29 protein-coding genes and 1 tRNA gene are annotated in these 26928 nt (G+C 65.5%); 21 read left to right on the forward strand and 9 right to left on the reverse strand.

What is annotated here, in order from left to right; all coding sequences use genetic code 11:
- Positions 1–29 precede the first annotated feature (29 nt).
- The 8 genes from ELY13_RS07950 to fdhD are packed head-to-tail and all read left to right on the forward strand — an operon-like array spanning position 30 to position 7720.
- Positions 30–410 (forward strand): VOC family protein, encoded by a 381-nt coding sequence (locus tag ELY13_RS07950; RefSeq protein ID WP_126173361.1) that lies wholly within the window; start codon positions 30–32, stop codon positions 408–410.
- 1 nt (position 411) lies between these two features.
- Positions 412–1251 (forward strand): S-formylglutathione hydrolase, encoded by an 840-nt coding sequence (gene fghA, locus ELY13_RS07955; protein ID WP_126173448.1) that lies wholly within the window; start codon positions 412–414, stop codon positions 1249–1251.
- Complete coding sequence (locus tag ELY13_RS07960; RefSeq protein ID WP_126173362.1) at positions 1248–1673, forward strand: NAD(P)H-dependent oxidoreductase subunit E; 426 nt, start codon at positions 1248–1250, stop codon at positions 1671–1673. The genes fghA and ELY13_RS07960 overlap by 4 nt, the downstream gene beginning before the upstream one ends.
- The gene (locus ELY13_RS07965) at positions 1670–3256 is read left to right on the forward strand and encodes an NADH-ubiquinone oxidoreductase-F iron-sulfur binding region domain-containing protein (protein WP_126173363.1); all 1587 of its coding nucleotides are present in this window, start codon (positions 1670–1672) and stop codon (positions 3254–3256) included. The genes ELY13_RS07960 and ELY13_RS07965 overlap by 4 nt, the downstream gene beginning before the upstream one ends.
- The gene (mobA, locus tag ELY13_RS07970) at positions 3253–3783 is read left to right on the forward strand and encodes a molybdenum cofactor guanylyltransferase (protein ID WP_126173364.1); all 531 of its coding nucleotides are present in this window, start codon (positions 3253–3255) and stop codon (positions 3781–3783) included. Before ELY13_RS07965 ends, mobA begins: the two co-directional genes overlap by 4 nt.
- The gene (fdhF, locus tag ELY13_RS07975; protein ID WP_126173365.1) at positions 3773–6625 is read left to right on the forward strand and encodes a formate dehydrogenase subunit alpha; all 2853 of its coding nucleotides are present in this window, start codon (positions 3773–3775) and stop codon (positions 6623–6625) included. The genes mobA and fdhF overlap by 11 nt, the downstream gene beginning before the upstream one ends.
- Positions 6622–6900, forward strand: a complete 279-nt coding sequence (locus tag ELY13_RS15560; protein ID WP_277600645.1) for a formate dehydrogenase subunit delta — start codon at positions 6622–6624, stop codon at positions 6898–6900. Before fdhF ends, ELY13_RS15560 begins: the two co-directional genes overlap by 4 nt.
- Positions 6901–6907: 7 nt before the next feature.
- On the forward strand, positions 6908–7720 hold the full coding sequence (gene fdhD / locus ELY13_RS07985) for a formate dehydrogenase accessory sulfurtransferase FdhD (RefSeq protein ID WP_241233598.1): 813 nt from the start codon (positions 6908–6910) through the stop codon (positions 7718–7720).
- Here the strand turns inward: fdhD and ELY13_RS07990 are convergent.
- Complete coding sequence (locus ELY13_RS07990; protein WP_126173366.1) at positions 7717–8793, reverse strand: AI-2E family transporter; 1077 nt, start codon at positions 8791–8793, stop codon at positions 7717–7719. The two genes, fdhD and ELY13_RS07990, sit on opposite strands and share 4 nt — an antisense overlap.
- A gap of 194 nt (positions 8794–8987) precedes the next feature.
- Between ELY13_RS07990 and ELY13_RS07995 the strand changes: the two genes are divergently transcribed.
- From ELY13_RS07995 to ELY13_RS08005, 3 genes are all read left to right on the forward strand, one after another.
- Positions 8988–9383, forward strand: coding sequence for a hypothetical protein (locus tag ELY13_RS07995; protein WP_126173367.1), 396 nt, complete (start codon positions 8988–8990; stop codon positions 9381–9383).
- A gap of 242 nt (positions 9384–9625) precedes the next feature.
- Positions 9626–10876 carry a cyclic di-GMP phosphodiesterase gene (locus ELY13_RS08000; RefSeq protein ID WP_277600646.1) on the forward strand — a complete coding sequence of 417 codons (1251 nt, stop codon included), beginning with the start codon at positions 9626–9628 and terminating at the stop codon, positions 10874–10876.
- Positions 10877–11010: 134 nt separating this feature from the next.
- Positions 11011–11631: a DJ-1/PfpI family protein gene (locus ELY13_RS08005; protein WP_126173369.1), complete on the forward strand. Its 621-nt coding sequence runs from the start codon at positions 11011–11013 to the stop codon at positions 11629–11631.
- A 301-nt stretch (positions 11632–11932) separates the two neighbouring features.
- On the opposite strand, the gene metW is transcribed toward ELY13_RS08005, so the two are convergent.
- On the reverse strand, positions 11933–12520 hold the full coding sequence (gene metW, locus ELY13_RS08010; RefSeq protein ID WP_126173370.1) for a methionine biosynthesis protein MetW: 588 nt from the start codon (positions 12518–12520) through the stop codon (positions 11933–11935).
- A complete protein-coding gene (gene metX / locus ELY13_RS08015; protein ID WP_126173371.1) occupies positions 12517–13635 on the reverse strand; it encodes a homoserine O-acetyltransferase MetX in 1119 nt (372 codons plus the stop codon). Before metX ends, metW begins: the two co-directional genes overlap by 4 nt.
- Before the next feature lie 68 nt (positions 13636–13703).
- Here metX and hisC point away from each other — a divergent pair, with 68 nt between their 5' ends.
- Together hisC and ELY13_RS08025 are read left to right on the forward strand one after the other, a co-directional pair.
- Positions 13704–14819, forward strand: a complete 1116-nt coding sequence (gene hisC / locus ELY13_RS08020; RefSeq protein WP_241233599.1) for a histidinol-phosphate transaminase — start codon at positions 13704–13706, stop codon at positions 14817–14819.
- Complete coding sequence (locus ELY13_RS08025; protein WP_126173373.1) at positions 14816–15724, forward strand: prephenate/arogenate dehydrogenase family protein; 909 nt, start codon at positions 14816–14818, stop codon at positions 15722–15724. Before hisC ends, ELY13_RS08025 begins: the two co-directional genes overlap by 4 nt.
- Before the next feature lie 3 nt (positions 15725–15727).
- On the opposite strand, the gene ELY13_RS08030 is transcribed toward ELY13_RS08025, so the two are convergent.
- Together ELY13_RS08030 and ELY13_RS08035 are read right to left on the reverse strand one after the other, a co-directional pair.
- On the reverse strand, positions 15728–16408 hold the full coding sequence (locus ELY13_RS08030) for a lysophospholipid acyltransferase family protein (protein WP_126173374.1): 681 nt from the start codon (positions 16406–16408) through the stop codon (positions 15728–15730).
- A gap of 3 nt (positions 16409–16411) precedes the next feature.
- Complete coding sequence (locus ELY13_RS08035) at positions 16412–16945, reverse strand: YdcF family protein (RefSeq protein WP_126173375.1); 534 nt, start codon at positions 16943–16945, stop codon at positions 16412–16414.
- A 172-nt stretch (positions 16946–17117) separates the two neighbouring features.
- Between ELY13_RS08035 and ELY13_RS08040 the strand changes: the two genes are divergently transcribed.
- Positions 17118–17864, forward strand: a complete 747-nt coding sequence (locus tag ELY13_RS08040) for a zinc-ribbon domain-containing protein (protein WP_126173376.1) — start codon at positions 17118–17120, stop codon at positions 17862–17864.
- A gap of 20 nt (positions 17865–17884) precedes the next feature.
- On the opposite strand, the gene ELY13_RS08045 is transcribed toward ELY13_RS08040, so the two are convergent.
- Entirely contained in the window at positions 17885–19615 is a 1731-nt protein-coding gene (locus ELY13_RS08045) for a fatty acyl-AMP ligase (RefSeq protein WP_126173377.1), read from the reverse strand.
- Positions 19616–19757: 142 nt separating this feature from the next.
- On the opposite strand from ELY13_RS08045, the gene ELY13_RS08050 reads away from it, so the two are divergent.
- From ELY13_RS08050 to ELY13_RS08065, 4 genes are all read left to right on the forward strand, one after another.
- The gene (locus ELY13_RS08050) at positions 19758–20321 is read left to right on the forward strand and encodes a regulatory protein RecX (RefSeq protein ID WP_126173378.1); all 564 of its coding nucleotides are present in this window, start codon (positions 19758–19760) and stop codon (positions 20319–20321) included.
- A 132-nt stretch (positions 20322–20453) separates the two neighbouring features.
- Positions 20454–20801: a DUF192 domain-containing protein gene (locus ELY13_RS08055; protein ID WP_338142324.1), complete on the forward strand. Its 348-nt coding sequence runs from the start codon at positions 20454–20456 to the stop codon at positions 20799–20801.
- A gap of 45 nt (positions 20802–20846) precedes the next feature.
- The gene (locus tag ELY13_RS08060; protein ID WP_126173380.1) at positions 20847–21242 is read left to right on the forward strand and encodes an NADH:ubiquinone oxidoreductase subunit NDUFA12; all 396 of its coding nucleotides are present in this window, start codon (positions 20847–20849) and stop codon (positions 21240–21242) included.
- A gap of 2 nt (positions 21243–21244) precedes the next feature.
- Positions 21245–21760 (forward strand): DUF2155 domain-containing protein, encoded by a 516-nt coding sequence (locus ELY13_RS08065; protein ID WP_206436009.1) that lies wholly within the window; start codon positions 21245–21247, stop codon positions 21758–21760.
- On the opposite strand, the gene aat is transcribed toward ELY13_RS08065, so the two are convergent.
- The gene (gene aat, locus ELY13_RS08070; RefSeq protein ID WP_164549743.1) at positions 21682–22383 is read right to left on the reverse strand and encodes a leucyl/phenylalanyl-tRNA--protein transferase; all 702 of its coding nucleotides are present in this window, start codon (positions 22381–22383) and stop codon (positions 21682–21684) included. The two genes, ELY13_RS08065 and aat, sit on opposite strands and share 79 nt — an antisense overlap.
- Positions 22384–22454: 71 nt before the next feature.
- Between aat and ELY13_RS08075 the strand changes: the two genes are divergently transcribed.
- Positions 22455–22530: transfer RNA gene (locus ELY13_RS08075), tRNA-Trp, on the forward strand.
- Between the two features lie 367 nt (positions 22531–22897).
- Here the strand turns inward: ELY13_RS08075 and ruvB are convergent.
- Together ruvB and ruvA are read right to left on the reverse strand one after the other, a co-directional pair.
- Positions 22898–23923, reverse strand: a complete 1026-nt coding sequence (gene ruvB / locus ELY13_RS08080) for a Holliday junction branch migration DNA helicase RuvB (protein ID WP_126173382.1) — start codon at positions 23921–23923, stop codon at positions 22898–22900.
- Between the two features lie 5 nt (positions 23924–23928).
- Positions 23929–24525, reverse strand: coding sequence for a Holliday junction branch migration protein RuvA (gene ruvA, locus ELY13_RS08085; protein ID WP_126173383.1), 597 nt, complete (start codon positions 24523–24525; stop codon positions 23929–23931).
- Between the two features lie 468 nt (positions 24526–24993).
- On the opposite strand from ruvA, the gene aroC reads away from it, so the two are divergent.
- Together aroC and ahpC are read left to right on the forward strand one after the other, a co-directional pair.
- On the forward strand, positions 24994–26064 hold the full coding sequence (aroC, locus tag ELY13_RS08090) for a chorismate synthase (RefSeq protein WP_126173384.1): 1071 nt from the start codon (positions 24994–24996) through the stop codon (positions 26062–26064).
- 228 nt (positions 26065–26292) lie between these two features.
- A complete protein-coding gene (gene ahpC, locus ELY13_RS08095; RefSeq protein WP_126173385.1) occupies positions 26293–26859 on the forward strand; it encodes an alkyl hydroperoxide reductase subunit C in 567 nt (188 codons plus the stop codon).
- The last annotated feature ends 69 nt before the right edge of the window (positions 26860–26928 follow it).

The following is a 26928-nucleotide window of genomic DNA, read 5'->3' on the forward strand; positions in this document are numbered from 1 at the left end:
CCATCACGACTGAAAAAGAAGGACACGCCATGCTGAACCACGTTTTCCTCGGCACCAACGACATCGAGAAGAGCCGCACGTTCTACAACTCCACCATGGGCAAGCTGGGCCATGCCGGTCATGAGCTGCCCCACGGCACCGCGTACCCGAGCGAAGGAGGCACGGTGATCGTCGCTCGTCCCGCCAACGGGGAGGCGGCCAACGCTTCCAACGGCGCGACGCTCGGGCTGAAGGGCGCCTCGTACGATCAGGTCGACGCCTGGCACAAGGCTGGCCTCGAGGCGGGCGGCACCGATGAAGGCGCACCGGGTTTCCGCGCCAGCTCGCCCGGCAACATGTACGGCGCGTACCTGCGCGATCCGGACGGCCACAAGATCTGCTGCTTCGCGCCGAACGTCGGTCCGCGGTAAGCTGAGCGTGGAGGCTGTCAGCCAGAACCTGAGCCATGGCGGCAGGCAGACTGTCTGCCGCCATGTTTCACGTGAAACAGGCACGGAGATGACTTTTGCAGTCTTCGTGCCTGACCACGCTCCGGGCGCAAAGCTGCCGGTATTGTGGTATCTTTCAGGCCTCACCTGCACCCATGCGAACGTGGTGGAGAAGGGCGAATACCGCCGCGCCTGCGCGGAACACGGGATCGTCTTCATCGCGCCGGATACCTCGCCCCGGGGTGACGAGGTGCCGGATGCGGAAGGCTATGATCTCGGCAAGGGCGCGGGCTTCTACGTCGATGCGACCGAGCAGCCGTGGGCGGCCAATTACCGCATGCGGTCCTACATCGAACGGGAACTGCCCGATCTGATCGCGCAGAATTTCCCGGTCGACATGAACCGGCAGGGGATCACCGGCCATTCGATGGGCGGCCACGGCGCGCTGACGATCTCCCTTCGCAATCCTGGCCGGTTCCGCTCAACCAGCGCGTTTGCTCCCATCGTCAGTCCGCTGCACTGCCCGTGGGGCGAAAAGGCGCTGACCGCCTATCTCGGTCCGGATCGCGATACATGGCGGGAATACGATGCCTGCGCGCTGATCGAGAACGGCGCCCGCTTGCCTGACTTGCTGGTCGACCAGGGACAGGCGGACAACTTCCTTGATACCGAACTCAAGACTCATTTGCTGGACGAAGCGTGCCGCAAGGCCGACATCCCAGCCCAGATTCGGATGCAGGAGGGATACGATCACTCCTACTTCTTCATTTCCACCTTCATGGGCGATCACATCGCCTGGCACGCGGAACGGCTGAAATCGTGAGCAAGGAACTACGCATCGGAGAAATCGTCGCGGGCCACTTCCATCGCGAAGGCCCGCTGCTGCCGATCCTGCATGAAGTGCAGGAGGAATTCGGCTGCGTCGATGCCGAATCCGAGGCCCTGATTGCCAAGGCGCTGAACTGGAGCCGGGCCGACGTGCACGGCGTGGTCAGCTTCTACCACGATTTCCTCGCCAATCCCGATCCCCGGCCGGAAGTGCAGATCTGCCGCGCCGAAGCCTGCAAGGCGCGCGGGATCGAAAGCATGATGGACGAAGCGCAGCAAGCGGCGGGAGACCGGGTCAAGCTGTCGGCCGTCTACTGCCTCGGCTTGTGCAGCGCCGGCCCGGCCGCGCGCATGGGTGAAACTCTCCACGCCCGGCTCGACACCGGAAGCCTGGCCAGCCTGATCGAAAACGCATGACCCAGACGATTGTCCGCATTTCCGACGATGCCCTTGCCCGCGCGGTAGGAGCCGACGCCTTGGCCGCCGCCTTCGAGAAGCAGGGCTGCGACGTGCAGCGCACTTCCAGCTGGGGAATGCACTGGCTGGAACCGCTGGTCGAGATCGACGGCAAGGGCTTCGGCCCCGCGACGCTGGCCGATGTGGATGCGATCCTTTCGGGCACCAGCGACCGCGCTATTGGCGCAATCGAGGATCACCCGTTCATCGCCCGCCAGCAGCGCCTGACGTTCGCGCGCGCCGGCAAGACCCGCCCCTTGAGCCTTGAGGATTACGAGGGGACCGGCGGCTGGTCCGGCCTGAAGCGCGCACGCCAGATCGGATCGGACGCGATCATCGAGGAGGTGACCCGGTCCGGCCTGCGCGGGCGGGGCGGGGCGGGCTTCCCCGCCGGCATCAAGTGGCGCACGGTCGCGAACGCTGTCGGAGATCGCAAGTACATCGTCTGCAATGCGGACGAAGGCGATTCCGGCACCTTTGCCGACCGCATGATGATGGAAGGCGATCCCTACGCCCTGATCGAAGGCATGGCGATTGCCGGTGAAGCCGTCGGCGCGCTGAAGGGTTTCGTCTACATCCGCAGCGAATATCCCGATGCGATCCGCAAGATGGAACGCGCGGCCCAGCTGTGCGCGCACATCATCGCTCCGTTCGAAGTGGAAATCCGCGTCGGCGCGGGCGCCTATGTCTGCGGGGAGGAAACCTCGCTGCTCAACTCGCTCGAAGGCGTGCGGGGAGAAGTCCGCGCCAAGCCGCCGCTGCCGGCGATCCGGGGGCTGTTCGGCCGCCCGACAGTGGTCAACAACGTGCTGACGTTGTCCGCCGTGCCGCACATCCTCGGCGAAGGCGGAGCGAACGATTACGAAGCGCTGGGCATGGGCCGTTCGAAGGGCACGATGCCGATCCAGCTCGCCGGCAACATCAAGCACGGCGGGCTGTACGAAGCCGCGTTCGGCGTCACCCTTGGCGAACTGGTCAACGACATCGGCGGCGGAACGCACTCGGGCCGTCCGGTCAAGGCGGTGCAGGTCGGCGGTCCGCTTGGCGCCTACCTTCCGCCCGAGCAGTTCGACATCGTATTCGACTATGAAGCCTACACCGCCGCCGACGCGCTGATCGGCCATGGCGGGATTACGGTGTTCGACGACACGGCCGACATGGGATCGATGGCCCGGTTCGCGATGGAATTCTGCGCGGCGGAAAGCTGCGGCAAGTGTACCCCGTGCCGGATCGGCTCGGTCCGGGGAATCGAGCTGATCGACCGCATCCTGGCGGGCAAGGAAACCGGAGGCGGGCGGCAGCCTGACCGAATCGAGCTCTCGCCGGTCATGCAGAACGCGCCCAAGCGCGGACGCACGGCGGAAGAGGAAATCGAACTGCTGACCGACTTGTGCGAAACCATGAAGTTCGGCTCGCTCTGCGCGCTTGGCGGGTTCACACCCTATCCGGTGCTCAGCGCGCTGAAGCACTGGCCGCAGGATTTCACCGGCGAAGCTGTCGCCGAACGCGAACTGGGAACGGTGCCGGGAGGCAAGGGCGCATGATTCTGGGCGTAGTCCTGGCCGGCGGCCAGTCGAGCCGGTTCGGCAGCGACAAGGCGCTGGCCGAACTCGGCGGGCAAACCCTGCTGGCTCGCGGCGTCGATGCCTTGTCCGGCTGGTGCGATTTCGTGATCGTCGCGGGCCGCGCACAGGCGCCGGCCCCGACGGTGCCCGACTGGCCGCGGCCGGGAATGGGCCCGCTTGGCGGGCTGGCTGCCGCTTTGCGCTATGCGCAGGATGAAGATTTTGCCAGCGTGCTCACCTGCGGCGTTGATTCGGTGGGCTTGCCACCCAATCTCCTTGAGATGCTCAGCCCCGCGCCCGCTTACCTCGAAAGCCAGCCGGTAGTCGGCCATTGGCCGGTCGGCGCAGTTTCCACGGTGGAATCGATCCTGCACGGGGATGGCAAGCACTCGATGATGGCTCTGGCCGAAGCGATTTCCGCCACCCCGGTGAAAAGCGCGCAGAAGTCTGTTAATATCAACACGCTGGCGGATCTTGCCGCCGCGGAGAAGAATTATGGGTTATGAACGCCAAGCGGATTTCGGCACGCCGGAAGCCACCTCCGATGAACCGGTCACGCTGACCATCGACGGGCGCGAAGTCACCGTGCCCGCCGGCACCAGCGTGATGCGCGCCGCGGCGGAATCGGGCGGATCGATCCCCAAGCTCTGTGCGACCGATAACCTCAAGGCCTACGGCAGCTGCCGCATGTGTCTGGTGGAGATCGAAGGCGCGCGCGGCACACCGGCGAGCTGCACCACCCCGGCCACGCCCGGAATGGTCGTCCACACCCAGACCCCGCGCCTGCAGAAGCTGCGCCGGGGGGTGATGGAACTGTACATTTCCGACCACCCGCTCGATTGCCTGACCTGCAGCGCCAACAACGATTGCGAACTGCAGGAAGAAGCGGCGAATGTCGGCCTGCGCGATGTGCGCTACGGCTATGAAGGCACCAGCCATCTCGGCCTGCCGACCGACACGTCCAATCCCTATTTCCAGTTCGATCCGTCCAAGTGCATCGTCTGCTCGCGCTGTGTGCGGGCCTGCGCCGAAGTGCAGGGCACCTTCGCGCTGACGATCGACGGACGCGGCTTCGCCTCGATGGTCAGCGCCAGCCAGGCGAGCGACAACTTCCTGTCCTCCGAATGCGTCAGCTGCGGCGCCTGCGTGCAGGCTTGCCCCACCGCGACGCTGCAGGAAAAGGCGGTCAAGGACGTCGGCCTGCCGGAACGCTCCGTCGTCACCACGTGCGCCTATTGCGGCGTCGGCTGCACCTTCCGCGCCGAAATGCGCGGTGAGCAGCTCGTCCGCATGGTTCCGTACAAGGACGGCAAGGCCAACCGCGGCCACTCCTGCGTCAAGGGCCGGTTCGCATGGGGCTATGCCAACCACAAGGACCGGATCACCAGCCCGATGATCCGCGACAGCATCGACCAGCCGTGGCGCGAAGTCAGCTGGGACGAAGCGCTGTCGTTCGCGGCAAACAAGCTCAACGGCATCAAGCAGCAGTACGGCGCCCGCGCGCTCGGCGGGATCACCTCCAGCCGCTGCACGAACGAGGAAACGTTCCTCGTTCAGAAGCTGGTGCGCGGCGGGTTCGGATCGAACAACGTCGATACCTGCGCGCGCGTCTGCCATTCGCCGACCGGCTACGGGCTGAAGACCACGTTCGGCACTTCGGCCGGCACGCAGGACTTCGATTCGGTGATGGACACCGACGTGGTCCTGCTGATCGGCGCCAATCCGACGGACGGGCACCCGGTGTTCGCCTCCCGCATGAAGCGGCGCCTGCGCGAAGGGGCGAAGCTGATCGTGATCGACCCGCGCCGGATCGATCTCGTCCGCTCTCCCCACATCGAAGCCGCGCATCACCTGCCGCTGCAGCCCGGTACCAACGTCGCCGTGCTGACCGCGATGGCGCACGTGATCGTGACCGAGGGCCTCGCCAACGACCAGTTCATCCGCGAACGCTGCGAAGTGGACGAGTACGAGGATTGGGCCAGCTTCGTCTCCGACGTGAAGCATTCGCCCGAATTCCTTGAGGAAGTGACCCGCGTCCCCGCGCAGGACTTGCGCGAAGCGGCCCGGCTCTACGCCACCGGCGGCAACGCAGCGATCTACTACGGCCTCGGCGTGACCGAGCACAGCCAGGGTTCGTCCACGGTGATGGCGATCGCCAACCTCGCGATGGTCACCGGCAACATCGGCCGTCCAGGGGTGGGCGTGAATCCCTTGCGCGGGCAGAACAACGTGCAGGGCGCCTGCGACATGGGCAGCTTCCCGCACGAGCTTTCCGGCTACCGCCACATCTCGGACGTCGAGACCCGCGCCCTGTTCGAAAAGGACTGGGGCGTGGCGCTGGATCCGGAACCGGGCCTGCGCATCAACAACATGCTGGATGCGGCGGTCGACGGGTCTTTCCGGGCGATCTACATCCAGGGTGAAGATATCCTCCAGTCCGATCCCAACACCCAGCACGTCGCGGCCGGGCTGTCGGCAATGGACTGCGTGATCGTCCACGACTTGTTCCTCAACGAAACCGCGAACTACGCGCACGTCTTCCTGCCGGGTTCGACCTTCCTTGAGAAGAACGGCACCTTCACCAACGCGGAACGGCGGATTCAGCCGGTGCGCAAGGTGATGGAACCGGCCAATGGCTATGAGGACTGGGAAGTCACCCAGCTGCTCGCCAACGCGCTGGGCCTCAACTGGACTTATACCCACCCGAGCGAGATCATGGACGAGATCGCCCGCCTGACGCCGAGCTTCGCCGGTGTGTCGTGGGAACGGCTCTGCGCCGAAGACTCGCTGCAGTGGCCGGTCAACGAGGAGTATCCGGACGGTTCGCCGATCATGCACCAGGACCGCTTCGTGCGGGGCAAGGGCAAGTTCGTGGTCACCGAATACGTGCCGACCGACGAAAAGACCGGCCCGCGCTTCCCCCTGCTGCTGACCACCGGGCGGATTCTCAGCCAGTACAACGTCGGCGCGCAGACCCGCCGCACGGCAAACACCGTCTGGCATGCGGAAGACGTGCTGGAAATGCACCCGACCGATGCCGAGAACCGCGGGCTCAACGACGGCGACTGGACGAAGCTTGCCAGCCGCACCGGCGAAACGACGCTGCGGGTCAGGGTGACTGACCGGGTCGCTCCCGGCGTGGTCTACACCACCTTCCACCACCCGGCGACGCAGGCCAACGTGGTCACCACCGACTATTCCGACTGGGCGACCAATTGCCCGGAATACAAGGTCACCGCGGTGCAGGTCATGCCGTCCAACGGCCCGAGCGAATGGCAGGAGGAATATTCCGACTTGTCCGAACGCTCCCGCCGCATTGAGGGTGAGGAAATGGAGCCGGCCGAGTGAGCAGCACCATCGATACCCTGCACCGGATGGCGGACCAGATCGCCCGCAATTTCCAGCACATGGGTGTGGAATCGGCCGTGGAAGCCACGGCCGATCACATCAACATGTTCTGGGACCCGCGGATGAAGGACGCGATCTTCGCCAATCGGGAAGGGCTTACCCCCATCGCCCGCGCCGCGATCGACGAACTCGCCGCCGGGATCGAGCCGGAACACCAGACCCGCGCCACCGTGTTCAACGCGGTGGACGAAGTCGGCCACGTCGACGCAGGGTAGGCGGCCCGTGCCGCCTCCCGCTGACCTCGCGCCGGGCGGCACCCGCATCGATGAGGTGACCCGCGACGGCACCGTTCGTCTGCGCACCCGCGAATGGGTGCCGGAAGCACCCATCGCGCTCGAATTCAACGGCTTGTCCTACGCGGTGATGATGGCCAGCCCGCAGGACCTGGAAGACTTCGCCCGCGGCTTCGCGCTGACCGAAGGGCTGGCGAAGACGCCCGGCGACGTGACCGAGATCGCCGTCGCCGAAGTGGACAAGGGCTGGATCGTCCGCGCCACTCTTTCCGGCCTTGGGATCGGCCAGCTGACGGAGCGTGTCCGTGCCCGCGTGGCGGAATCCTCCTGCGGCTTGTGCGGGATCGAGAATCTCGAAGCTGTCGCCAAGCCCTTGCCCCGCGTCGCCGCGCACCGGCCGCTCGACCCGCAGGCGATCTTCGCCGCCTTGGGCAGCTTGCGCGACCATCAGCCGCTCACCCGCCGCACGGGCGCCGCCCACGCGGCGGCGTTCTGCGGTGAGAGCGGCGCGATCCTGCATGTGCGGGAGGATGTCGGCCGCCACAACGCGCTCGACAAGCTGATCGGCGCACTCGCCGCTGCCGGGCAGGATGCGCAAGGCGGCTTCATTCTGTCGACCGCCCGCTGCTCCTACGAAATCGTCGAGAAAGCCGTACGCGCCGGGGCGACCCGCCTGGTCACCGTCTCGCTGCCCACCAGCCTCGCGGTGGAGCGGGCAACGGCGGCGGGTCTTGGCCTCTGGTCGCTCGCCCGCGATGACAGCGTGCTGCGCGTTACCGGACCCTCGGACGCGCCCCTCTAGGCAGCGTCCCGCGCGGCCTCGCGCTGCTCGCGGAACAGGGACCAGCTTGCGAGGAACAAGCCCGCAATCACTGGGCCGATCACGATCCCGCCCAGTCCCAGCGTGGCAATCCCGCCCAGCGTGCTGACCAGCACGATCCAGTCCGGAATGCCCGTGTCCCGGCCGACCAGGATCGGGCGCAGGACGTTGTCGGCAAGGCCGATCACCAGCACTCCGGAAGCGATCACCACCAGCCCTTGCCAGATCGCGCTCGTGGCCAGCAGGTAGATCGCGATGGGAAGCCAGATGATCGCCGGGCCCAGTGCAGGCAGCAGGGAAAAGATTGCCATCAGCAAGCCAAGCAGCACGGCGGACGGCACGCCCACGATCCAGAAGGTGGCCGCGCCCAGCGCGCCTTGAACCAGGCCGACAACGATCGATCCCTTGATCGTCGCCCGCACGATGGCGACGAACTTTTCGACCAGCCGACCGGCAATCGCCGGCTCCAGCGGCAGGGCTTGCGCCACGACCGCGCCGATCCGCCGCCCGTCCCGCAACAGGAAATAGGTCACGTAAAGGCCCAGGCCGAAGGACAGCACGAAAGCGAACGCATTGCCGCCGATCGCCAGCGCCCTCTGGGCGATTGCCCCCAGGCTGTCGCGCAGGAACTGCGACACCCGCTCCTGCAGCGCCTCGAACTCGCCATAGCCGGACGCATCCAGCATCTCGCGCAGCCGAAGCGGCAATCCATCGTGGATCCGGTCGAAATAGAACGAGGCGTCGATCCTCTGCTCCTGAATAGCGAGATAGACGTCGGTCGCCTGGTCAAGGATCACTTCCCCGATCAGCACGGCCGGCACGATGATCGCCACGGTAAGGATCAGCAGGGTGATGATGGCCGCGCGGTTTTCCCCGCCCCGCACCGTGCGCAGGATCGCGCAGTAAAGCGGCTGGAACATGATCGCGGCCAGCACCGCCCACAGCAAGGCGGAAGCGAACGGCCAGGCGACGAACACCAGCGCCAGCGTGATCAGGGCCAGGAACAGGAGGAAGCCCCCGCGCTCATCCCGCCGCGTGTTCTCGGTTATCGCCATGCAAATGGAACCTTACCTCTGGACACCCGCACGGGCAGTAGGCTGTTTCCGGCATCCACCCAACGGCCTTTTTGCGAAGCAGCGGACGCTGCGCAGTGGCGATTTCAGCCAATCGCCCTCTCCTGCGGAACCCGCTAGGACAGGATCGCCGGCATCTGCGCAAATCGAACCCGGCGGGCAGGGAGGGCGAAAGCATGCAGTGGCGACGCGGACTGGGCCTGGAAGAGCAAACCGCGAGCGAGAAGCGAGCGGCGCTGAGCGCGATCTCCCTGTTTTTCGGTGCCCTGACCGGTGCCAACCTGGGGACGATCGAGAAACTGGTCCTGCGCGACTACACCCTGATCATCGCGATCATCTGCCTGATCGTGCTGTACATCCATCTCTACCCTGTCGGCACCCGGCGCTGGAGCAATCTGGCGCATCTGCTGGTGCTGACAGGCGGGCTCTACGTGCTGCTGGTCCACGACATCGGCGCGGCGGCGTTCCATGGCCCGCGCCCGACGCCCCACATCTTCGTCACGATCTGCTTCTGGATAGCGTCCCTTGCAGCGGTGGAGCTTCGCCCTGTGGCGAGCCGCAAAGCCGATTAGCTGCGCGCCGGGGCACGGCTCCGGCAGAAGGGGAGCCCTCGCCGACCCCCTGGACTTGGCGCGCTTCCGGGGAAAACGGGTCGAGCCGAACCGGCGCTGCGCTGCAAGGGGTGGCGGAAATTCGCCGGATGTTCGTGACCGGGCGCTCACCCGTCACCGGAGGCCCAAGACGAACCTTCCGTATTTTTTCCGGATCGCACCCCCACAGGCGTCACTGCCCTCTATGATGCCGTGATAGGTTTGTGAATGGAGCTACGGATCTGAGCTCGCGTACAGATGGGCCAAGGGGGAAAGCCCCGAAGCTGAAGCGCGTCGGGCGTAATCAGCTCAGGCTGGGCATGTATGTCCATGCCGTCGACGGCTCGTGGTTCAACCACCCGTTCTGGAGGCGCAGCTTCCTGCTTCGGCAGCAAAGCGATCTGGACAGCTTGCTCGATAGCGGCATCGTAACGGTGCTGATCGACACATCCAGAGGCAGCGACACGTTGCTTCCGGCGAAAGCCGGGGCCAGCCCGAGGAAACCGACGGTGCAGGCCTCGCTTGAAGCCCCCCTCACACAGGACGAGCAAATCACCGCTGCGGAGCAGGTCGTGAACCGTTCCGCGGAGGCGATGCGCGCGATCTTCGACTCTGCGCGGCTGGGAAATGCCATCGAAACCGAGGCGGTGACGTCCGTCGTCGGCGATGTCGCTGCATCGATCGAGTGTAACCGGCGTGCCCTGCTCAAGGTCCTGAAGCTCAAGTCGAAGGATGAATATACCTATCTGCACTCCGTCACCGTCTGTGCCCTGATGGTCAATCTGGGCCGTCAGGTCGGACTCGACAGAGAGATGGTGGCACACCTTGGCACTGCGGGCCTGCTGCACGACATCGGCAAGGTAATGATCCCTGCAACCGTGCTGAACAAGCCGGGCAAGCTGACGGACGAAGAACTCGCGCTGGTTCGGACCCATTCGCTGGAAGGCTACCACCTGCTGTCCAGGGTCGGCAGCATTCCGGCGATGGCCCTGGATGTGTGTCTGCATCACCATGAGAAGATCGACGGGACCGGCTATCCCCACGGGCTTTGCGGCGATCAGATCAGCGTGGCAGCGCGCATGGGGGCGATCTGCGACGTCTACGATGCCATCACGTCCAATCGGCCCTACAAGGATGCGTGGTCGCCGGTGGAAGCCATGACGCGGATGCGGCAATGGTCCGGGCACTTCGACCCGCAGCTCCTGTCCTCGTTCATGATCAGCATCGGCGTGCTTCCGCTGGGCACGGTCGTGCACTTGCGAGACGATCGGCTCGGCGTCGTTGTTCAGGGCGGCCGCAAGGCACCGACGCCGCGGGTGCTGGCGTTCTATTCCATTCCTCAACGGGAATTCATCCGCAGCGAACTTTTCTTCGCGGACGAGGGCTGCATCCTGGCTGAGGTCGATCCTGCTGCCTGGGGCATCGAGCGCAAGAGAATCGATCATCTCATGCGGCTTGGGGTAAGAGGGAGCTAGGATCGCCCGCGATCCGCTTCAGCCGGTCTGCCGGCTGTCCCCGCGCACGAAGCGCGCAAAATGCCGCGCCATCCTGTTGCCAGCCGCGTCACCCGGTCTATGCAGGCTGCAATCCGGTGCCACAGGAGATATCCATGCAGATTGCGGTTCTGACGTTCGAAGGGTTCAACGAACTGGACTCGTTCGTCGCGGCAGCGATCCTGAACCGGATGAAGGCGCGCGGGTGGGCCGCGCATATTACCTCGCCGGCCGAATACGTCACGTCGATGAACGGGGTCACCGTCCAGCGGCAAAAGCCGCTGGAATTCGCGGCCGATGCCGATGCGGTCATCGTCGGCAGCGGGATCCGGACGCGGGACATCGCCGCCGATCGCGCGCTGCTGTCCCGCATCAGGCTGGATCCGTCGCGCCAGCTTGTCGGTGCGCAATGCTCGGGCACCTTGCTGCTGGCAAAGCTTGGGCTGCTGGGCGATCTGCCGGCCTGCACCGATTTGACCACCAAGCCCTGGGTGATCGAAGCGGGCGCAAACGTGATCGATGCGCCGTTCGCGGCCCACGGCAACGTGGCGACGGCGGGCGGCTGTCTTGCCTCGATGTACCTCGCGACCTGGATGATCGCGCGGGGCGCTTCAATGCGCGATGCCGAAGAAGCAATGCACTACGTCGCTCCGGTGGGAGAGAAGGCCTTGTTCGTTAAGCAGGCCGTGAACGTGGTCGCGCCGTTCCTCCAGGCCGAAATGGCGACGGCCGGCTGACAGCGGGCATGCCCGGCGCGGGTTTCCTACAGGAACAGGGACAGCTTACCCCCGGCCCTCGCTCTTTGCCATTGTCCGTCCGTTCCGAACGTTCCGGTTTCCCGCAGGCCGAGGCGGGTTCCGGCTCCTGCGCAACTTTCGATCTCAAGTAGGAAAGAACATTTCTTTTTTCCGGAACGCGTAAAGTGTCGCGCGACGGGGCGCAGAGCCGCAGAAACCCTGAGGTTCTGGCGCCTGACACCGAGTCAGCGGTCTGTCAGGTGTGTCAACCTCGCGCCTGCGCCATGCCGGCGCCCGAACGTCAGCGCCGCAGCAGGTAGACCGCGTGTTCGGCGCGCCAGTTGGCTCCCGCGGAGCCGGACTCGCGCTCCCCGGCGAAGAACCAGCTGCGTTCCACCTTGACGCCCTTGCTGGCCAGAAGCTCGTGGAAATCCGCCACGGTCAGGTGGTGGATGTTCTCTGTTTCGTACCAGGTGACCGGCAGGCGGGAGGTCACCGGCATCCGGCCGCGCCACAGCAGGGCCAGCCGCACGCGCCAGTGCGCGAAGTTGGGAAAGCTGACGAAGGCTCGCCGCCCGATCCGCAGCAGTTCGTCCAGCATCCGGTCCGGCCGTTCGGCCGTCTGCAGTGTCTGCGAAAGGATGGCGTAATCGAACGCGTCATCCGGATAGTTGGCCAGGTCCCGGTCCGCGTCTCCCTGCACCACCGACAAGCCGCGGCTGACGCCGCGCTCGACCTTGGCGGGATCGATTTCCAGCCCGCGGGCATCGACCTGCCGATCATCCCGCAGCACGCTCATCAGTTCGCCGTCGCCGCAGCCGACATCCAGCACCCGCGATCCGGGCGCGACATGCTGCGCGATCACCGCAAGGTCGGGGCGCAAGCTCATCCGAGGAATCCTCCCACCACCCGGTCCAGCGCCGGAACATCGAGCAGGAAGCTGTCATGCCCGAACGGAGCGGACAGCTCCACGAAGCTGACCGGAAGCGCGGCCGCGTTCAGCGCGTGGACCACCGCCCGCGAATCGGCTGTCGGGTAAAGCCAGTCGGTATCGAAGCTGATCACGCAGAACCGCGCACTCGATCCGGCGAAGGCATCCGCCAGCCGCCCGCCATGCTCTTCCGCAAGATCGAAATAGTCCATCGCCCGAGTGATGTAGAGGTAGGAATTGGCGTCGAACCGGTCGGAAAAGCTCAGGCCCTGGTACCGCAGATAGGATTCGACCTGGAAATCGGCATCGAACCCGAAGCTTTTCGCCCCCCGCGTCCCATCCGGCCGATCCTGCAGCCTGCGCCCGAATTTCTCGGTCAGCCCGGCTTCGGACAGATAGGTGATGTGCGCCGCCATCCGCGCGACGGCCAGGCCTTTGTCCGGGATCGAGCCGGTGCCGTAATAGCTGCCGCCCTGCCAGTTGGGATCGGCCATGATCGCCTGCCGTCCGACTTCGTGGAAGGCGATGTTCTGGGCCGAATGGCGCGCCGTTGTCGCAATCGCGAGCACGCGGGCGGCGCGGTCCGGGAAATTGGCCGCAAGACTCAGCGTCTGCATCCCGCCCATCGACCCGCCGACGACGGCGTGCAGCCGCTCGATCCCCAGCGTATCCAGCAGCCCGATCAGCGCGCGCACCATGTCGCGGATGGTGATCACCGGGAAGCGCATTCCGTAAGGCTCGCCGTCCGAAGCCGGGCTCGCCGGGCCGGTCGATCCCATGCAGCTGCCGATCACGTTGGCGCAGATCACGTGATAGCGGCTGGTGTCGATCGGCTTGCCGGGCCCGACCATCCGGTTCCACCAGCCGGGCTTGCCGGTGATGGGGTGCGGGCTGGCAAGGTGCTGGTCGCCGGTCAGCGCGTGGCAGACCAGGATCGCGTTCGACTTGTCGGCGTGAAGGTCGCCGTATGTCTCGTACGCGATGGTGACGTTCTCGAGCCGCTGCCCGCTGTCGAGTGCAAGCGGGGCGGGAAGCGTGAGGCTCGTGGATGGGGGGGCAAGCAGGGTGGCCATTCGGTCCGAGGACTTGGGGGAGGCCAAGCGGGCTGTCAATCGGGGCGAACAGCGGCTATGCGCGCGCCGTGACCGACAAGCCCTCCCAGACCCGGCCCGAAGTGAAGGAATGGATCGCAGGTATCCATGCCTATGTCCCCGGCAAGGCAAAATCCGCCGATGGCCGCGAACTCATCAAGCTTTCCGCCAACGAAAACCCGCTTGGCACCAGTCCGCTGGCGCTGCAAGCACGGGCTGGCGCATCCGCGCCCGACCGGTATCCGGATCCGGACTCGGTCGCCTTGCGGGAGAGCATCGGCCGCGTTCACGGCATCGATCCGGCGCGAATCGTCTGCGGGACCGGTTCGGACGAATTGCTCAACCTCGCCGCCCAGGCCTTCGCCGGGCCGGGGGATGAAGTCGCCTACGTGCGCTACGGCTTTTCGGTCTACGACATCGCCGCCCGCCGCTGCGGCGCTATTCCGGTGATCGCGCCGGACCGGGATTACGGCACCGACGTGGATGCGCTGCTGGCGTGCGTGACCGAGCGGACCCGGGTCGTGTTCCTGGCCAATCCCAACAACCCGACCGGCAGCTTCCTGCCGAAGGGAGAACTGCAGCGCCTTCATTCTGCGCTCCCGCACGACGTGCTGTTCGTGCTCGATCAGGCCTATGCCGAATACCTTCAGCCAGGCGACGAGGATGGCGGGCTGGACCTTGCGGCCAGCAGCGAAAATGTTCTGGTAACGCGGACCTTCTCCAAGATTTACGGTCTCGCCGGAGAGCGGATCGGCTGGGGAACCGGCGCGCCGCACCTGATCGACGCGCTGAACCGCATCCGGGGCCCGTTCAACGTGACGAACAGCGGACAGGCAGCGGCAATCGCGGCTGTTGCGGATCAAGGCTTCGTCGCTGCCTCACGCGAACATAACCGGGTGGAACGCGCCCGCTTCGTCGCTGCGCTGGAAGGCTTGAGCAATCGCGGGTTGCGCCCGCTGCCGAGCGAGGCGAACTTCGTCCTCGTGCTGTTCGAAGGCGCGCTGAGTGCCGAAGCAGCACATGAGGCGCTGATGGAGCGAGGCTATGCGACGCGCTGGCTTCCCGGGCAGGGCCTGCCGCAGGGATTGCGCATCACGGTCGGCACGCGAGAGCAGATGGACGACATCGCCGCGGCCTTGCGGGACCTCAGCGGGAACGCGGCGTGACGTTCCAGCGGGTCGCCATCATCGGGCTGGGCCTGCTGGGCGGCTCCATCGGGCTGGCCGTGGCGCGGTATCTCCCGGATGTCTCCACCCGGGGGTTCGATATCGATCCCGACGTGCGCCAGCGCGCTCGCGAAATCGGCTTGGTGGGCGAAGTGTGCGATGAAGCCGCCGACGCAGTGCGCGAAGCCGATCTGGTGATCCTGTGCGTGCCGGTGGGCGCGATGGGCGAGACAGCGCGCGGGATCGCAGGCGTCCTGCCCGCAGATGCGCTCATCAGCGATGTCGGGTCCTCGAAACAAGGCATCACGCGAGTGCTGGGGGAAGCCTTGCCGAATCACGCGGTGATCCCGGCTCACCCCGTTGCGGGGACGGAGCATAGCGGACCCGATGCGGGCTTTGCCGCTCTGTTCCGCCATCGCTGGTGCATTATCACTCCGCCTGCAGGCGCCGATCCGGACCGGGTGGAGCGGCTGGCGGCCTTTTGGAGGGGACTGGGCGCGACAGTCGAAACGATGGACGCAGAACATCACGATCTGGTTCTGGCCGTCACCAGCCATATTCCGCATCTGATCGCCTACACGATCGTCGGCACTGCGTCCGACCTTGAAGATGTCACTCGGTCCGAGGTCATCAAGTACTCCGCCGGCGGCTTCCGGGACTTCACCCGGATCGCCGCGTCCGATCCGACGATGTGGCGCGACGTGTTCCTCAACAACCGGGAAGCGGTGCTGGAAATGCTTGATCGGTTCCTGACCGATCTGGCGCACATGCGCGAGGCAATCCGCGCCGGCGATGGCGAGACGATGTTCGACTTGTTTACGCGGACGCGGGCGGTGCGCCGATCGATCATCGAATTGGGCCAGGACGACGCACGGCCCGATTTCGGCCGCGCCAGCCTCAGCTGAGCGTCAGGAGTTCAGCCGGTTGATTGCAGCGTGGACCCGGGCTTCGACGTCCTCTCGCGCAAGGCCGGGGGGAATAGCCTCTCCGAAGTGCAGCGTGATCGTGCCCTTCCGTTTCCACTTGCGCTGATACAGTGGCCCGCTGTCGACCGCCACCGGGATTACCGGCAGCCCCAGCATCTTGTACAAGCCGGCAAAGCCGGACCGAAGCTCCGGCTCTGTTCCATGCGGCACGCGCGTGCCTTCAGGAAAAATCACCAGCGGCCGGCCGGTTGCCGCGAAGCGCCGAGCTTCAGCCATCATGCTGCGCAGCGCCTTGGCACCCTGGTTTCGGGCCACCGGCACGCCGCCATACGCCCGTGCGGCGCGGCCCCAGCCGGGTAAGGTGAACAATTCCTGCTTTGCGAAAATCACCGGGCGATAGAGCGTGGTCGGAAGATCGATCGCCTCGAAAAAGCTTTCATGCTTGAAGGCGTAGAGCGCCGCGCCTTCCGGCCTGTCTCCCACTTGCCGCACGTGAATTCCGAGGATGCGCCGCACGCATGAACGGTGAAAGCGAGACCAGCCGTCGGCGACTTGGCGCAGCGCCTCGTCACTCAGCCGGGGAGCGATCAAGGCGGCGATCAGATAAAGCGGTGTTCCGCCGTAGAACACGCCGTAAAACAAGAGGCTGCGCAGGACTGCCACGCCTCAGATCCGGTCCAGGGCCCAGACGGCGGCCGCAGCGAGCAGCTTGTTGTATTCCAGGAACAGGATCCACAGCGAAGGCTGGGTCTGTACGGCGTCCAGCAGGATACCGGTTCCGGAAGGAAGCGTTTGCTCCAGTTCCAGGGCCGTTCGGCGCATATGCCAGTCGGAAGTCACGAGGCGCAGCGATTGGAAGCCCTTCTGGTCCATCCATGCGGCCGTTTCCCGCGCATTGCCCCGGGTGTCGAGGGCATCGAACCCCAAGGTGATGCAGCAGTCCATCAGCGTATCGGAAGCGCCGTAAATCGCCGCGAATTCCTGAGGTTTCACGTCCAGGCCAACCCCGGTGACCAGCATGTGATCGGCAGTTCCCTGCCGGAGGAGAGACAGCCCGCGCTCGATGCGGCCGCCGCTGCCCGTCGGAACCACGATCGCGTCGGTCTCCTGCAGCCCGGCTGGCAGCGGCAAGGCCACCGCGAACCACAGGAAGCCGAATACCCACGCGACCAGCAACGTGGCAAGCAGGCGCCGGATCACAGGCCCCGCCTCATCAGCGACACCCGGATGGACGAACGGGACGGGTGACCGAGACGAACCATGAGCATGCAGCTATAGCCTCCGATCGGCGCGGAAAAAACCCATCCGCCCCTTCGCTGTCTTCCATCCTGTCTTGTTGCCGCTGCCGTGCCATGCTTAGTGTCGGTCCGCCATGATCATCGCTTGTCCCGATTGCAATACGCGGTACGCCGTGGCCGATAGCGCAATCCGGCCGGAAGGGCGGACCGTCCGCTGCGCCAAGTGCGGACACAGCTGGTTTCAGGAGGGGCCGCAAGCCGCGCTTGACGATGCCCCTGTTTCCGAAGCGGCAGCCGAGCCTGCTCCCACGGAGGAGCCGGCGGTACCGCCGGTCGATCCGGGGCCCGTGGCGGAACTCCGATCCGAACACGAAACCGCGGCAAGGGCGGCGGATATCTCCGAAGACGATGCAGCCGGGTCCCGTTTCGATCCGAAGCCGCTGTTCGCATCGCGCAGGGCGCCGCTCCGGTTCTGGGCCTGGGTTGTCGGGATCGTGCTGCTGATAGCCGCGGCCACTGTTGCGGCCGGCTACTATCTGGGATTGCCTGGCTGGGCTCCAGCCGGCGCGAACACGTTTGCGCAGGACCAGCCCGGCTTGCGGCTGGACTTCCCGGCCGCCCGGCAGGAACGGCACCGGCTTCCAAATGGAACCGAGTTCTTCAACGCGAGCGGCACCATCACCAACACCGGCAGCACGACACGCCGGGTGCCGCCAATCCTGATCGTGCTGCGGGATGCGGAAGAGCGTATCGTCTATCGCTGGGATGTCATCTCGCCAAAACGCAGCCTGGCCCCGGGCGAAACGATCGCGGTCAACGAAGCCATGGCCGATATTCCCTTGTCCGCCACGGTGGCGGAAATCGGCTGGAAACCCGACTGACCTGCTTTGGGAGCGCCTATTCAGGCGGCGAGTTCAAACGGTTCGATTTCGCCTGAAAGGTAAAGCTTCTTCGCTTTGGCGCGAGAAAGCTTGCCCGAGCTGGTGCGCGGCAGCGTGCGCGGGGGAACCAGTTCGACCACGCAGTTCATCCCGGTGATCGAGCGGACCTTGTCCCGGATTTCATCGTGCAGCCTCAGCCGCTCCTGGGGATCGCTGACCCGGCAATGGACCAGTACGGCGGGCACTTCCTCGCCATTCTCCGTCTCCACGGAAAACGCTGCGATGTCGCCTTGGTGGAATCCGGGAAGCTGCTCCACCGCCCACTCAATATCCTGCGGCCAGTGGTTCTTGCCGTTGATGATGATCATGTCCTTCGCCCGCCCGACGATGAACAAGTACCCATCGGCCATGTAGCCCATGTCGCCGGTGTCCAGCCACCCGTCTACCAGACAGGCCTCGGTCGCCTCCGGATCGCGGAAGTAGGAATGCATCACGCTCGGCCCCCGGCACCAGACCTTGCCGATCTGGTGGTCCGGCTTGGGCTTCCCGCTCTCTCCTCGAATCTCGACGTCCATGTCGAGCACGGGCTTGCCGCAGTTGACGATCGCGCGGTAGCGGGCGGGTCGAGACAAGTCGCGCGGACGGCCGGACAGTCTTTCCTCTTCCACCAGTTCCACCCGGATGCCTTCGCCCGGCGGCATGATGGTAACCGCAAGCGTCGCTTCGGCCAGCCCATAGCTCGGCAGAAAGGCACTGGCGGAAAAACCGGCCTCGGCAAAGGCATTGACGAAGCTCTGCATCACGTCCGGGCGAATCATGTCCGCTCCGTTTCCGGCGATGCGCCAGCGTGAAAGATCGAATCGTTCGGCCACCGAGGACTGGCTGGATATGCGCCGCGCGCAGATATCGTACCCGAACGTAGGTGAGTAGGAGAGCGTCGTGCCTTGATTGCGGCTAATCATGTCCAACCAGGCGAGCGGACGGCGGGCAAAATCCTCCGTCTTCAGGTAATCGGTCGAAACCTGGTTCGCGATCGGCGAGAGGAAGCAGCCGACGAGCCCCATGTCATGATACCAAGGCAGCCAGCTGACGCAGCGGTCCTCCGCCACCAGTTCCATCCCGATTCCGTGGCCACGCAGATTGTTGAGCAGGGCGCGGTGGGTGACGGCGACCCCGTGCGGAAAGCGAGTCGATCCGGATGAGTACTGAAGGTAGCAGATATCGTCCGGGCGCTGTTCCGGCAGAGGGGCGTCGCCTTGCGCAAGAGTAGCGAACTCGGCGTAGCTCATCGCAGAGCAGCCATGTCGCTGCGCGGCCTTGCCGGCCATTTCGGACAATTCGGCCGGATACAGCAGAAGCTCGGGATCGGAGCTGTCCAGCTGGACCGCAATCTGATCGATGTAGCTTTCCTTGCCGCCGAAGCTCGTCGGCAGCGGCAGCGGGACCGGCCAGGCACCGGCATACACGGTTCCGCAGAACAAGGCGGCGAATTCCGGTCCGGTTTCGGCGACGAGGGCTACCCGGTCCCCCGGACAGACGCCCCGCGCGATCAGCCGGCGGGCCGCGGCAAGCGCGTCTTCCCTCAGCTCCGCGAATGGATACGCGCGCACCAGATTGCCCCGCGGATCGTGGAGGTTGAGTCCGCGCGATCCACTGGCGGCGTAATCGACCGCTTCGCCAAAGGTGGCAAAGTCCGAAAAGCGCCGTTCCAGGCCGCAAGTGTTGGGGGTTGGAGTGTGTGCCTTATCCATGTGCGCTTTGTTGCAGAACCTGTCCGTTGTTGCCTCAACCGCAGGTTCTCTCCCCCGCTCTTGAACGCAGCCTGACCGTTTTTCGCAGGCGCTCCCATAGGCCGGTTTCTCATTGCGTGCCAGTGTGGCACGAATATGGCCGATGGAGCGCGATACACGATCCCACGGCCGCCGCAAGCGCACGCCGAAACCTCTCGACCGCGCGCGGCTGGAGGAACTGGCGCTCGCCTACGTCGCCCGGTTTGCTACTTCGGCCTCTAAACTGGAGCGGTATCTGGTGCGCAAGCTGCGGGAACGGGGCTGGGACGGCGAAGGCGAGCCCCCCGTCGCCACGCTGGTCGCCCGCTATGTCGATCTGGGTTATGTCGACGATGAAGGGTTTGCGCGGGCAAAGTCCGGCAGCCTGCTGCGGCGCGGGTACGGCGTCCGCCGGATTCGCCAGTCGCTGGCGGAGGCGGGGATCTCCGAAGACATCCGGGAGCGAATCGGGACGAACGAGCAAGGCCAGCGTCAGGCCGCGCTGGCGCTGGCGCGGAAACGCCGATTCGGCCCGTTCGGTTTGCAGCCGCTTGACCGGCCGGCCCGTGAAAAGCAGATCGCCGCCATGATGCGCGCCGGGCATCCGCTCGACAGCGCGCGTGAAATGATCGATGCCCCGAACGTGGATGCGGCCGAGCAGTGGGTGGCCGAAGCCGGAGAGAACTGAACCATGCGTCTGCTGCCAATAGCCTGCCTCGCGCTCACCGCGTGCTCCCCCCAAGCTTTGCCGCAAGCGAACGCGACATCTGCGGAGGCAGTCCGGCATCCCGTTTCAGGGCTGGAGGTCATCCCGTTGACAGTGGCTGCTCAGGACGGGAAACGGCACACCTTCAAGGTCGAAGTTGCGCAAAGCCCGGAGGAGCAGGCCCGCGGGCTGATGTTCCGCGAACGGATGGGGACGAACGAGGGAATGCTGTTCCTCAGGAACCCGCCCGGTCCAGCAAGTTTCTGGATGAAGAACACGCTCATCCCGCTCGACATCATTTTCATCGGTGCCGACCGGCGCGTGATCAACATCGCAGCCGACGCCGTGCCCCATTCCCTCGACCCGCGGGAGTCGGCCGGGTTGACCGCAGCCGTGCTGGAGCTGAACGGCGGGCGGGCGGCCGAGCTGGGAATCGTACCGGGATCGAAGGTGGAATGGTGATGCGCCGCTTGCGCGCGCGCGGGACTTGTGGCTAACGCGCTGTCCATGGGAATCCTTTCCAAGATCTTCACCTGGTGGGACGGCGCGACGATCGGCACCGCCCTGGTCAACTGGCGCCATGGCGAGCATGTCGGCACGGATGCCCAAGGCAACCGCTACTACCGTCATCCGCGCACTGCTTCGGGGCGGGAACGGCGCTGGGTGATCTACACCGGCGCCAACGATGCCAGCCGGGTGCCGCCCGAATGGCATGGCTGGCTCCACGGCACCCACGAAGGCGTGCCGGAAAGCTACCTTCCGGCTGCGCGCGTCTGGGAGGCTGACTTCACTCCCAACGCCACCGGCACGTCCGCCGCTTACCGGCCGCAAGGCGCGCTGGAGCGGGGCGGCAAGCGGGCCCGCGCCACCGGGGATTACGAAGCCTGGACACCGGACGCCTGATCATGCGGGCATTGGCCCTTCTCGCGCCGTTGCTGCTGGCTGCTTGCGCCCAGGAGCCGCCGCCGCCCGAGCCGGTTGAAACGCAGGTGCCGGAAGACCTTGCCACCCAGGCGCCTCCGCCTCCGCAGGCTGCGGGCGACTCGGTGGGGACACCGCTGGCTGAGCGAGTCGCCACGTTGGGTCTGCTGAACAAGCGGAACGATCTTACCCAGGACATCCAGCTCAAGCCCGGCGAGTCGCGCCGGATCGGTAATGTCGTGATCCGCCTGGCAAGTTGCGAGCGCACCGCGCCGTGGGAGAACACGCCGGAAACCGGGGCGTTCGTCCAGGTCTTCGTCAATGAAAGGGCGAGCGTGCGTGAGAGCCTGCGCTGGAACAAGGTATTTTCCGGCTGGCTGTTCAAGAACTCGCCCAGCCTCAACGTGCTAGAGCACCCGATTTACGATGTCTGGGTCAAGGACTGCGCGATGAGCTTCCCGGGAGAGGAAGCACCCGCTTCCTCCACAACCCCGGAATAGGCGCCCGCCAGATCGCCTGAAGGTCCCGGCGTCGTCGCATGCCGGAGCCGCTCGAGATAGAGCCGCTGTGACAGCGACACCGCGCCTAGGGAGGCGAGGTGATCGGTAATGAACTGGCAGTCCAGCAATTCGTACCCGCCCCGGCGCATCAGCGCGACCAGCCAGGCCAGCGCCACTTTCGAAGCGTTGGAGGCGCGGCTGAACATGCTTTCCCCGCAGAATACCCGGTCAAACGATACGCCGTAGAGGCCGCCGACCAGATCGTCCCCCTGCCAGCATTCGATCGAATGGGCGTGGCCGATCATGTGCAGCGCGCGATAGCTCGCGCCGATTCGGCCGCTGATCCAGCTTTCCGGATAGTTCGGGCGCGGAGCGGCGCAGGCCGCGATCACGTCTTCGAACGCGGTGTTCAAGGTGACGCGGAAGCGATCCTGGCGCACGGCTTTCGCAAGGGAGCGGGAGCAGCGGAAATTGTCCAGCGGGAGAATCGCCCTTTCCCGAGGTTCCACCCAGAAGACTTCCGGATCATCCCGCCGATCGGACATGGGAAAGATGCCGCTGCGGTAAGCCAGCAGCAGCAGGTCCGATGGAATGATCTGCGGCGGTTCCGCAAGCGTACTCATGGTGCTCCTGATGCTCTTTGCCTCCTCGCTTGCCAAGCGTAAGACACCGTACTACAGCCCGAACCGCCTGTAGGAGTGTAGCTCAGCTGGTAGAGCATCGGTCTCCAAAACCGAGGGCCGTGGGTTCGAGTCCCTCCACTCCTGCCATTTTCCCACCGTGAGCCTGCAAAGGCCCGGTGGTGCTGGCAGCGGCCAGAAAACAGTTACCAATTATAGAAGCGCAAACAGGCCATCTTCCGGAGAGTTCCGGACGGTGGCCTGACTTTTTTGCGGAATCGCCGATTCGCAGCTCGGCGAAATTTGTGCCGGGAGTTGCCGAGGCGAGACTTTTTGGTAGAACAGATATGGAACGAAACAGAAACAGATCGTGATTCTTTGCGTGGAGATGTGCCATGTTCATCCTCGAACCTGCGGTGCTGACGGCGCTGGCGGCGTTCATGAGCGCGCTGGCGACGCTCATCTGGTCGATTCGGCGTAAGCCGTAAGCCGGTTGGCGCCGGTCCGGGATTCGCGGCTACTTGCCGGCGAACAAGCCGCCTTGCGTGCCGGTGGGCGGGGCAAGGCCGAGGTGCTGCCAGCCGCGATCGTTGAGGCAGCGCCCGCGCGCGGTGCGGGCGACCAGACCGAGCTGGATCAGGTAAGGCTCCACCACGTCCTCGATCGTGTCGCGCGGTTCGGCGAGGCCGGCGGCGAGGGTTTCCACGCCGACCGGGCCGCCCTTGTAGATGCCCGCGATCATGTGGAGATAGCGCCGGTCCATCGCATCGAGGCCGAGCGAATCGACTTCCAGCCGGGTCAGCGCCTGGTCGGCGATCTCGGCGGTGACGACCTTGTTGCCCGCGACGTGCGCGAAATCGCGCACCCGGCGCAGCAGCCGGCCCGCGACGCGCGGGGTTCCGCGCGCGCGGCGGGCGATTTCCCGCGCGCCGCCGGAATCCATCGTCACCCCGAGCAGCTTGGCTCCGCGGGCGACGACTCGTTCCAGTTCGGCTTCGGTGTAGAAATTGAGCCGCACCGGAATGCCAAACCGGTCACGCAAGGGCGTGGTCAGCAGGCCCTGCCGGGTCGTAGCGCCGATCAGGGTGAACGGCGGCAAGTCGATTCGCACGGAGCGCGCCGAAGGCCCTTCGCCGATGATCAGGTCGAGCGCGCGGTCCTCCATCGCCGGATAGAGCACTTCCTCCACCACCGGGCTGAGGCGGTGAATCTCGTCGATGAACAGGACATCGCCGGATTCGAGGTTGGTCAGCAGGGCGGCAAGATCGCCCGCCTTGGCGATCACCGGGCCGCTGGTGGCGCGAAAGCCGACGCCGAGTTCCTTGGCGACGATCTGGGCCAGCGTGGTCTTGCCGAGGCCGGGCGGGCCGAAGAACAGCACGTGGTCCATCGCTTCCCGGCGTGACTTCGCGCTTTCGATGAACACGCGCAGGTTTTCCCGCGCGGCGGCCTGTCCGACGAATTCGGTGAGCGACTTGGGCCGCAGGGCCGCGTCCGGATCTTCTGGCTGACGCATCGGAGTGAGGGTGGGGTTGTCGGTCATGGGATCTAGCCCGCAGCCCTTTTCAGGCCGATTCGCACCAAGTCGTTCAGCGCGGCGTCTTCGCCCAGTTCGGCCTGGGCCTGCGCGATGGCGCTGGCGGCTACGGCGGGTTTGAAGCCGAGGTTCTGCAAGGCGGAGACCGCGTCCGCGCTCGCGCCGCCTGCCGGGATGAAGCTGGGCGTGCCGGGCGCGGCGGGCAAGGCGCCGGCCTTGTCCTTCAGTTCGTTGACGATCCGGGTGGCGAGTTTCGGGCCGACGCCGTTGGCGCGGGAGACCTGGCCTGCGTCCTGGTTGGCGCAGGCGCGTTGCAGTTCCTCGATCGTCAGGGCGGACAGGATCGCCAGCGCGACCTTGCTGCCGACGCCCTGCACCGCGTGCAGCAGGCGGAACCAGTCGCGTTCGGCGGCCGAGGCGAAGCCGATCAGGCGCATGTCCGTTTCGCTCACCTGCATGTCGGTGAACACGGTGCAGGCTTCCCCGGTGTTCCCGAGCGCGGCCAGCGTCTTGGCCGAGCAGTGGACGAGATAGCCGACGCCGTTCACGTCCAGCACCGCCCAGTCCACGCCGGTTTCGTCCAGCCGCCCTTTCAGCTTTGCAATCATGGTTTGTTCCTGCCGCCTCGCGGCCTCTTTGGCTAGAGGCAATCGGGTGCAGGACCGTGCGCCGCGCTGTTGGAAACCCGGGCGGGTGAGGTTTACACACCTGACAAATGGACTGGGCGGTGTAACCCATGAAATCCGCTTTGCAATCAGGGGTTTAACGCCCGCCTGATGACACTTTCCGGCTTCCGGGAAAATAAAATGTTCTATCCCGGCCGTGAAACAAAGTTGCGCCTGCTTCGGTGCGTGAGCCGGGTGCCGGATACTTAGGACGCGAGCGGGCTGGGGCGCGGACATCCGGTTGGGCTGACAGATCGGGACCGAGTAGGAAATCGCCCTTGCCGGTCGGCGGCGCGTGCCCTGCTGAATCCCCGCGTTCGCGGGGATGGCCAAGGAGGGCAGGGCGAAGGAATACGGGAGGGCGACGGGGAGCATGGACAGGGCGCGCGTTATCGTCAAAAGCTTGCGGGCATGAGCTTCAACACCTTTGGCCGCGTGTTCCGTTTCACCACCTGGGGCGAAAGCCACGGGCCCGCGCTGGGCGCGGTGGTCGATGGGTGCCCGCCGGGACTGGAATTGTCCGAAGCCGCGATCCAGCCGTTCCTCGATGCCCGCAAGCCGGGGCAGAACCGCTTCACTACCCAGCGGCGCGAGCCGGACGAAGTCCGCATCCTGTCCGGCCTGTTCGAGGGCAAGACCACCGGCACCCCGATCAGCCTGATGATCGAGAACACGGACCAGCGGTCCAAGGATTATTCCGACGTCGCCAAGGCGTACCGTCCGGGCCATGCCGACTATGCCTATGACGCGAAGTACGGATTTCGCGATTATCGCGGCGGCGGGCGCAGTTCGGCCCGGGAAACCGCGGCCCGGGTCGCAGCCGGGGCGGTCGCGCGGCTCGTGATCCCCGAAGTGGCGATTACCGCCTACGTTTCCGAGATCGGCGGCGACGCGATTGACCGCGAGGCATTCGACGCAGGCGAAATCCGCAACAACCCGTTCTTCTGCCCCGATCCTGCGGCGGCGAAGCGCTGGGAAGCGCTGGTGGACGAAGCGCGCAAGGCCGGGTCCTCGCTCGGCGCGGTGGTCGAATGCGTGGCCGAAGGGGTTCCGCCCGGCTGGGGCGCGCCGATCTATGCCAAGCTGGATGCCGACCTCGCCTCCGGGATGATGGGGATCAACGCGGTGAAGGGCGTGGAGATCGGCGACGGGTTTGCCGCCGCGCGGCTGCGGGGGGAGGAGAACGCCGACCCGATGCATCCCGGCGCCCACGGCTCGGTCCGCTTCGCCGCCAATCACGCCGGCGGGATCGCGGGCGGGATTTCCACCGGGCAGCCGGTGGTGGTGCGCGTGGCGTTCAAGCCGACCAGTTCGATCCTGATTGCGCAGCCGACGGTCACCCGGGAAGGCGAGGCCACCGAACTGGCCACCAAGGGCCGGCACGACCCGTGCGTCGGCATTCGCGGCGTGCCGGTGGCCGAGGCAATGATGGCGCTGGTGCTGGCCGACCACAAGCTGCTGCACCGCGCCCAGTGTGGATGATCCGGCCAGGTAATCCCGGCGGCCGGTAATTCAGGCCAGCAATTCAGGCGCGTAGGCCGCACGGGAACGCGGGCGCGTAAGGACATCAGTGTTCGGATTTATGGATGGTTCCCGGCCTCGTTGATTGATTTACTCTATCAATGCCATCGAGAGTTCCCATTGGCCTGAATGGCCGGGCCCGCCTATCTGGGCGGTGTTCGAATTCACCAACAACGGGAGCACTCATCCATGGGTATCATCGGCAGCCAGCTAAAGCCGTTCCGCGCCACCGCCTTCCAGAAAGGCAAGGACTTCTTCGACGTCACCGACGAGGACGTGAAGGGCAAGTGGGCGATTTTCTTCTTCTATCCGGCCGACTTCACGTTCGTCTGCCCGACCGAGCTGGAAGACCTCGGCAAGCAGTACGCCAACCTCCAGAAGATGGGCGTGGAAGTCTTCGCCGTGTCCACCGACACGCACTTCAGCCACAAGGCCTGGCACGACACGTCCGACAAGATCGGCAAGCTCGAATACCCGTTCCTGGGTGACCAGCTGCACCGCCTGTCCAACAACTTCGGCGTTCTGCGCGAGGAAATGGGCCTGGCCGACCGCGCGACCTTCGTCGTCGATCCCGATGGCGTGATCCAGTTGATGGAAATCACCTCCGAAGGCGTCGGCCGCAACGCCAACGAACTGGTCCGCAAGATCAAGGCTGCCCAGTACGTCCGCGAACACCCCGGCCAGGTTTGCCCGGCTGCGTGGGAAGAAGGCGGCGACACGCTGGCCCCCTCGCTCGACCTCGTCGGCAAGATCTAACGAACCCCCCGAGCCCGTATCACGGGCGCATGAACGGCCCGGGGCGATCCGTACCGCCCCGGGCCGTTT

It is taken from the genome of Altericroceibacterium xinjiangense, assembly GCF_003958635.1.
Lineage (GTDB): Bacteria > Pseudomonadota > Alphaproteobacteria > Sphingomonadales > Sphingomonadaceae > Altericroceibacterium_A > Altericroceibacterium_A xinjiangense.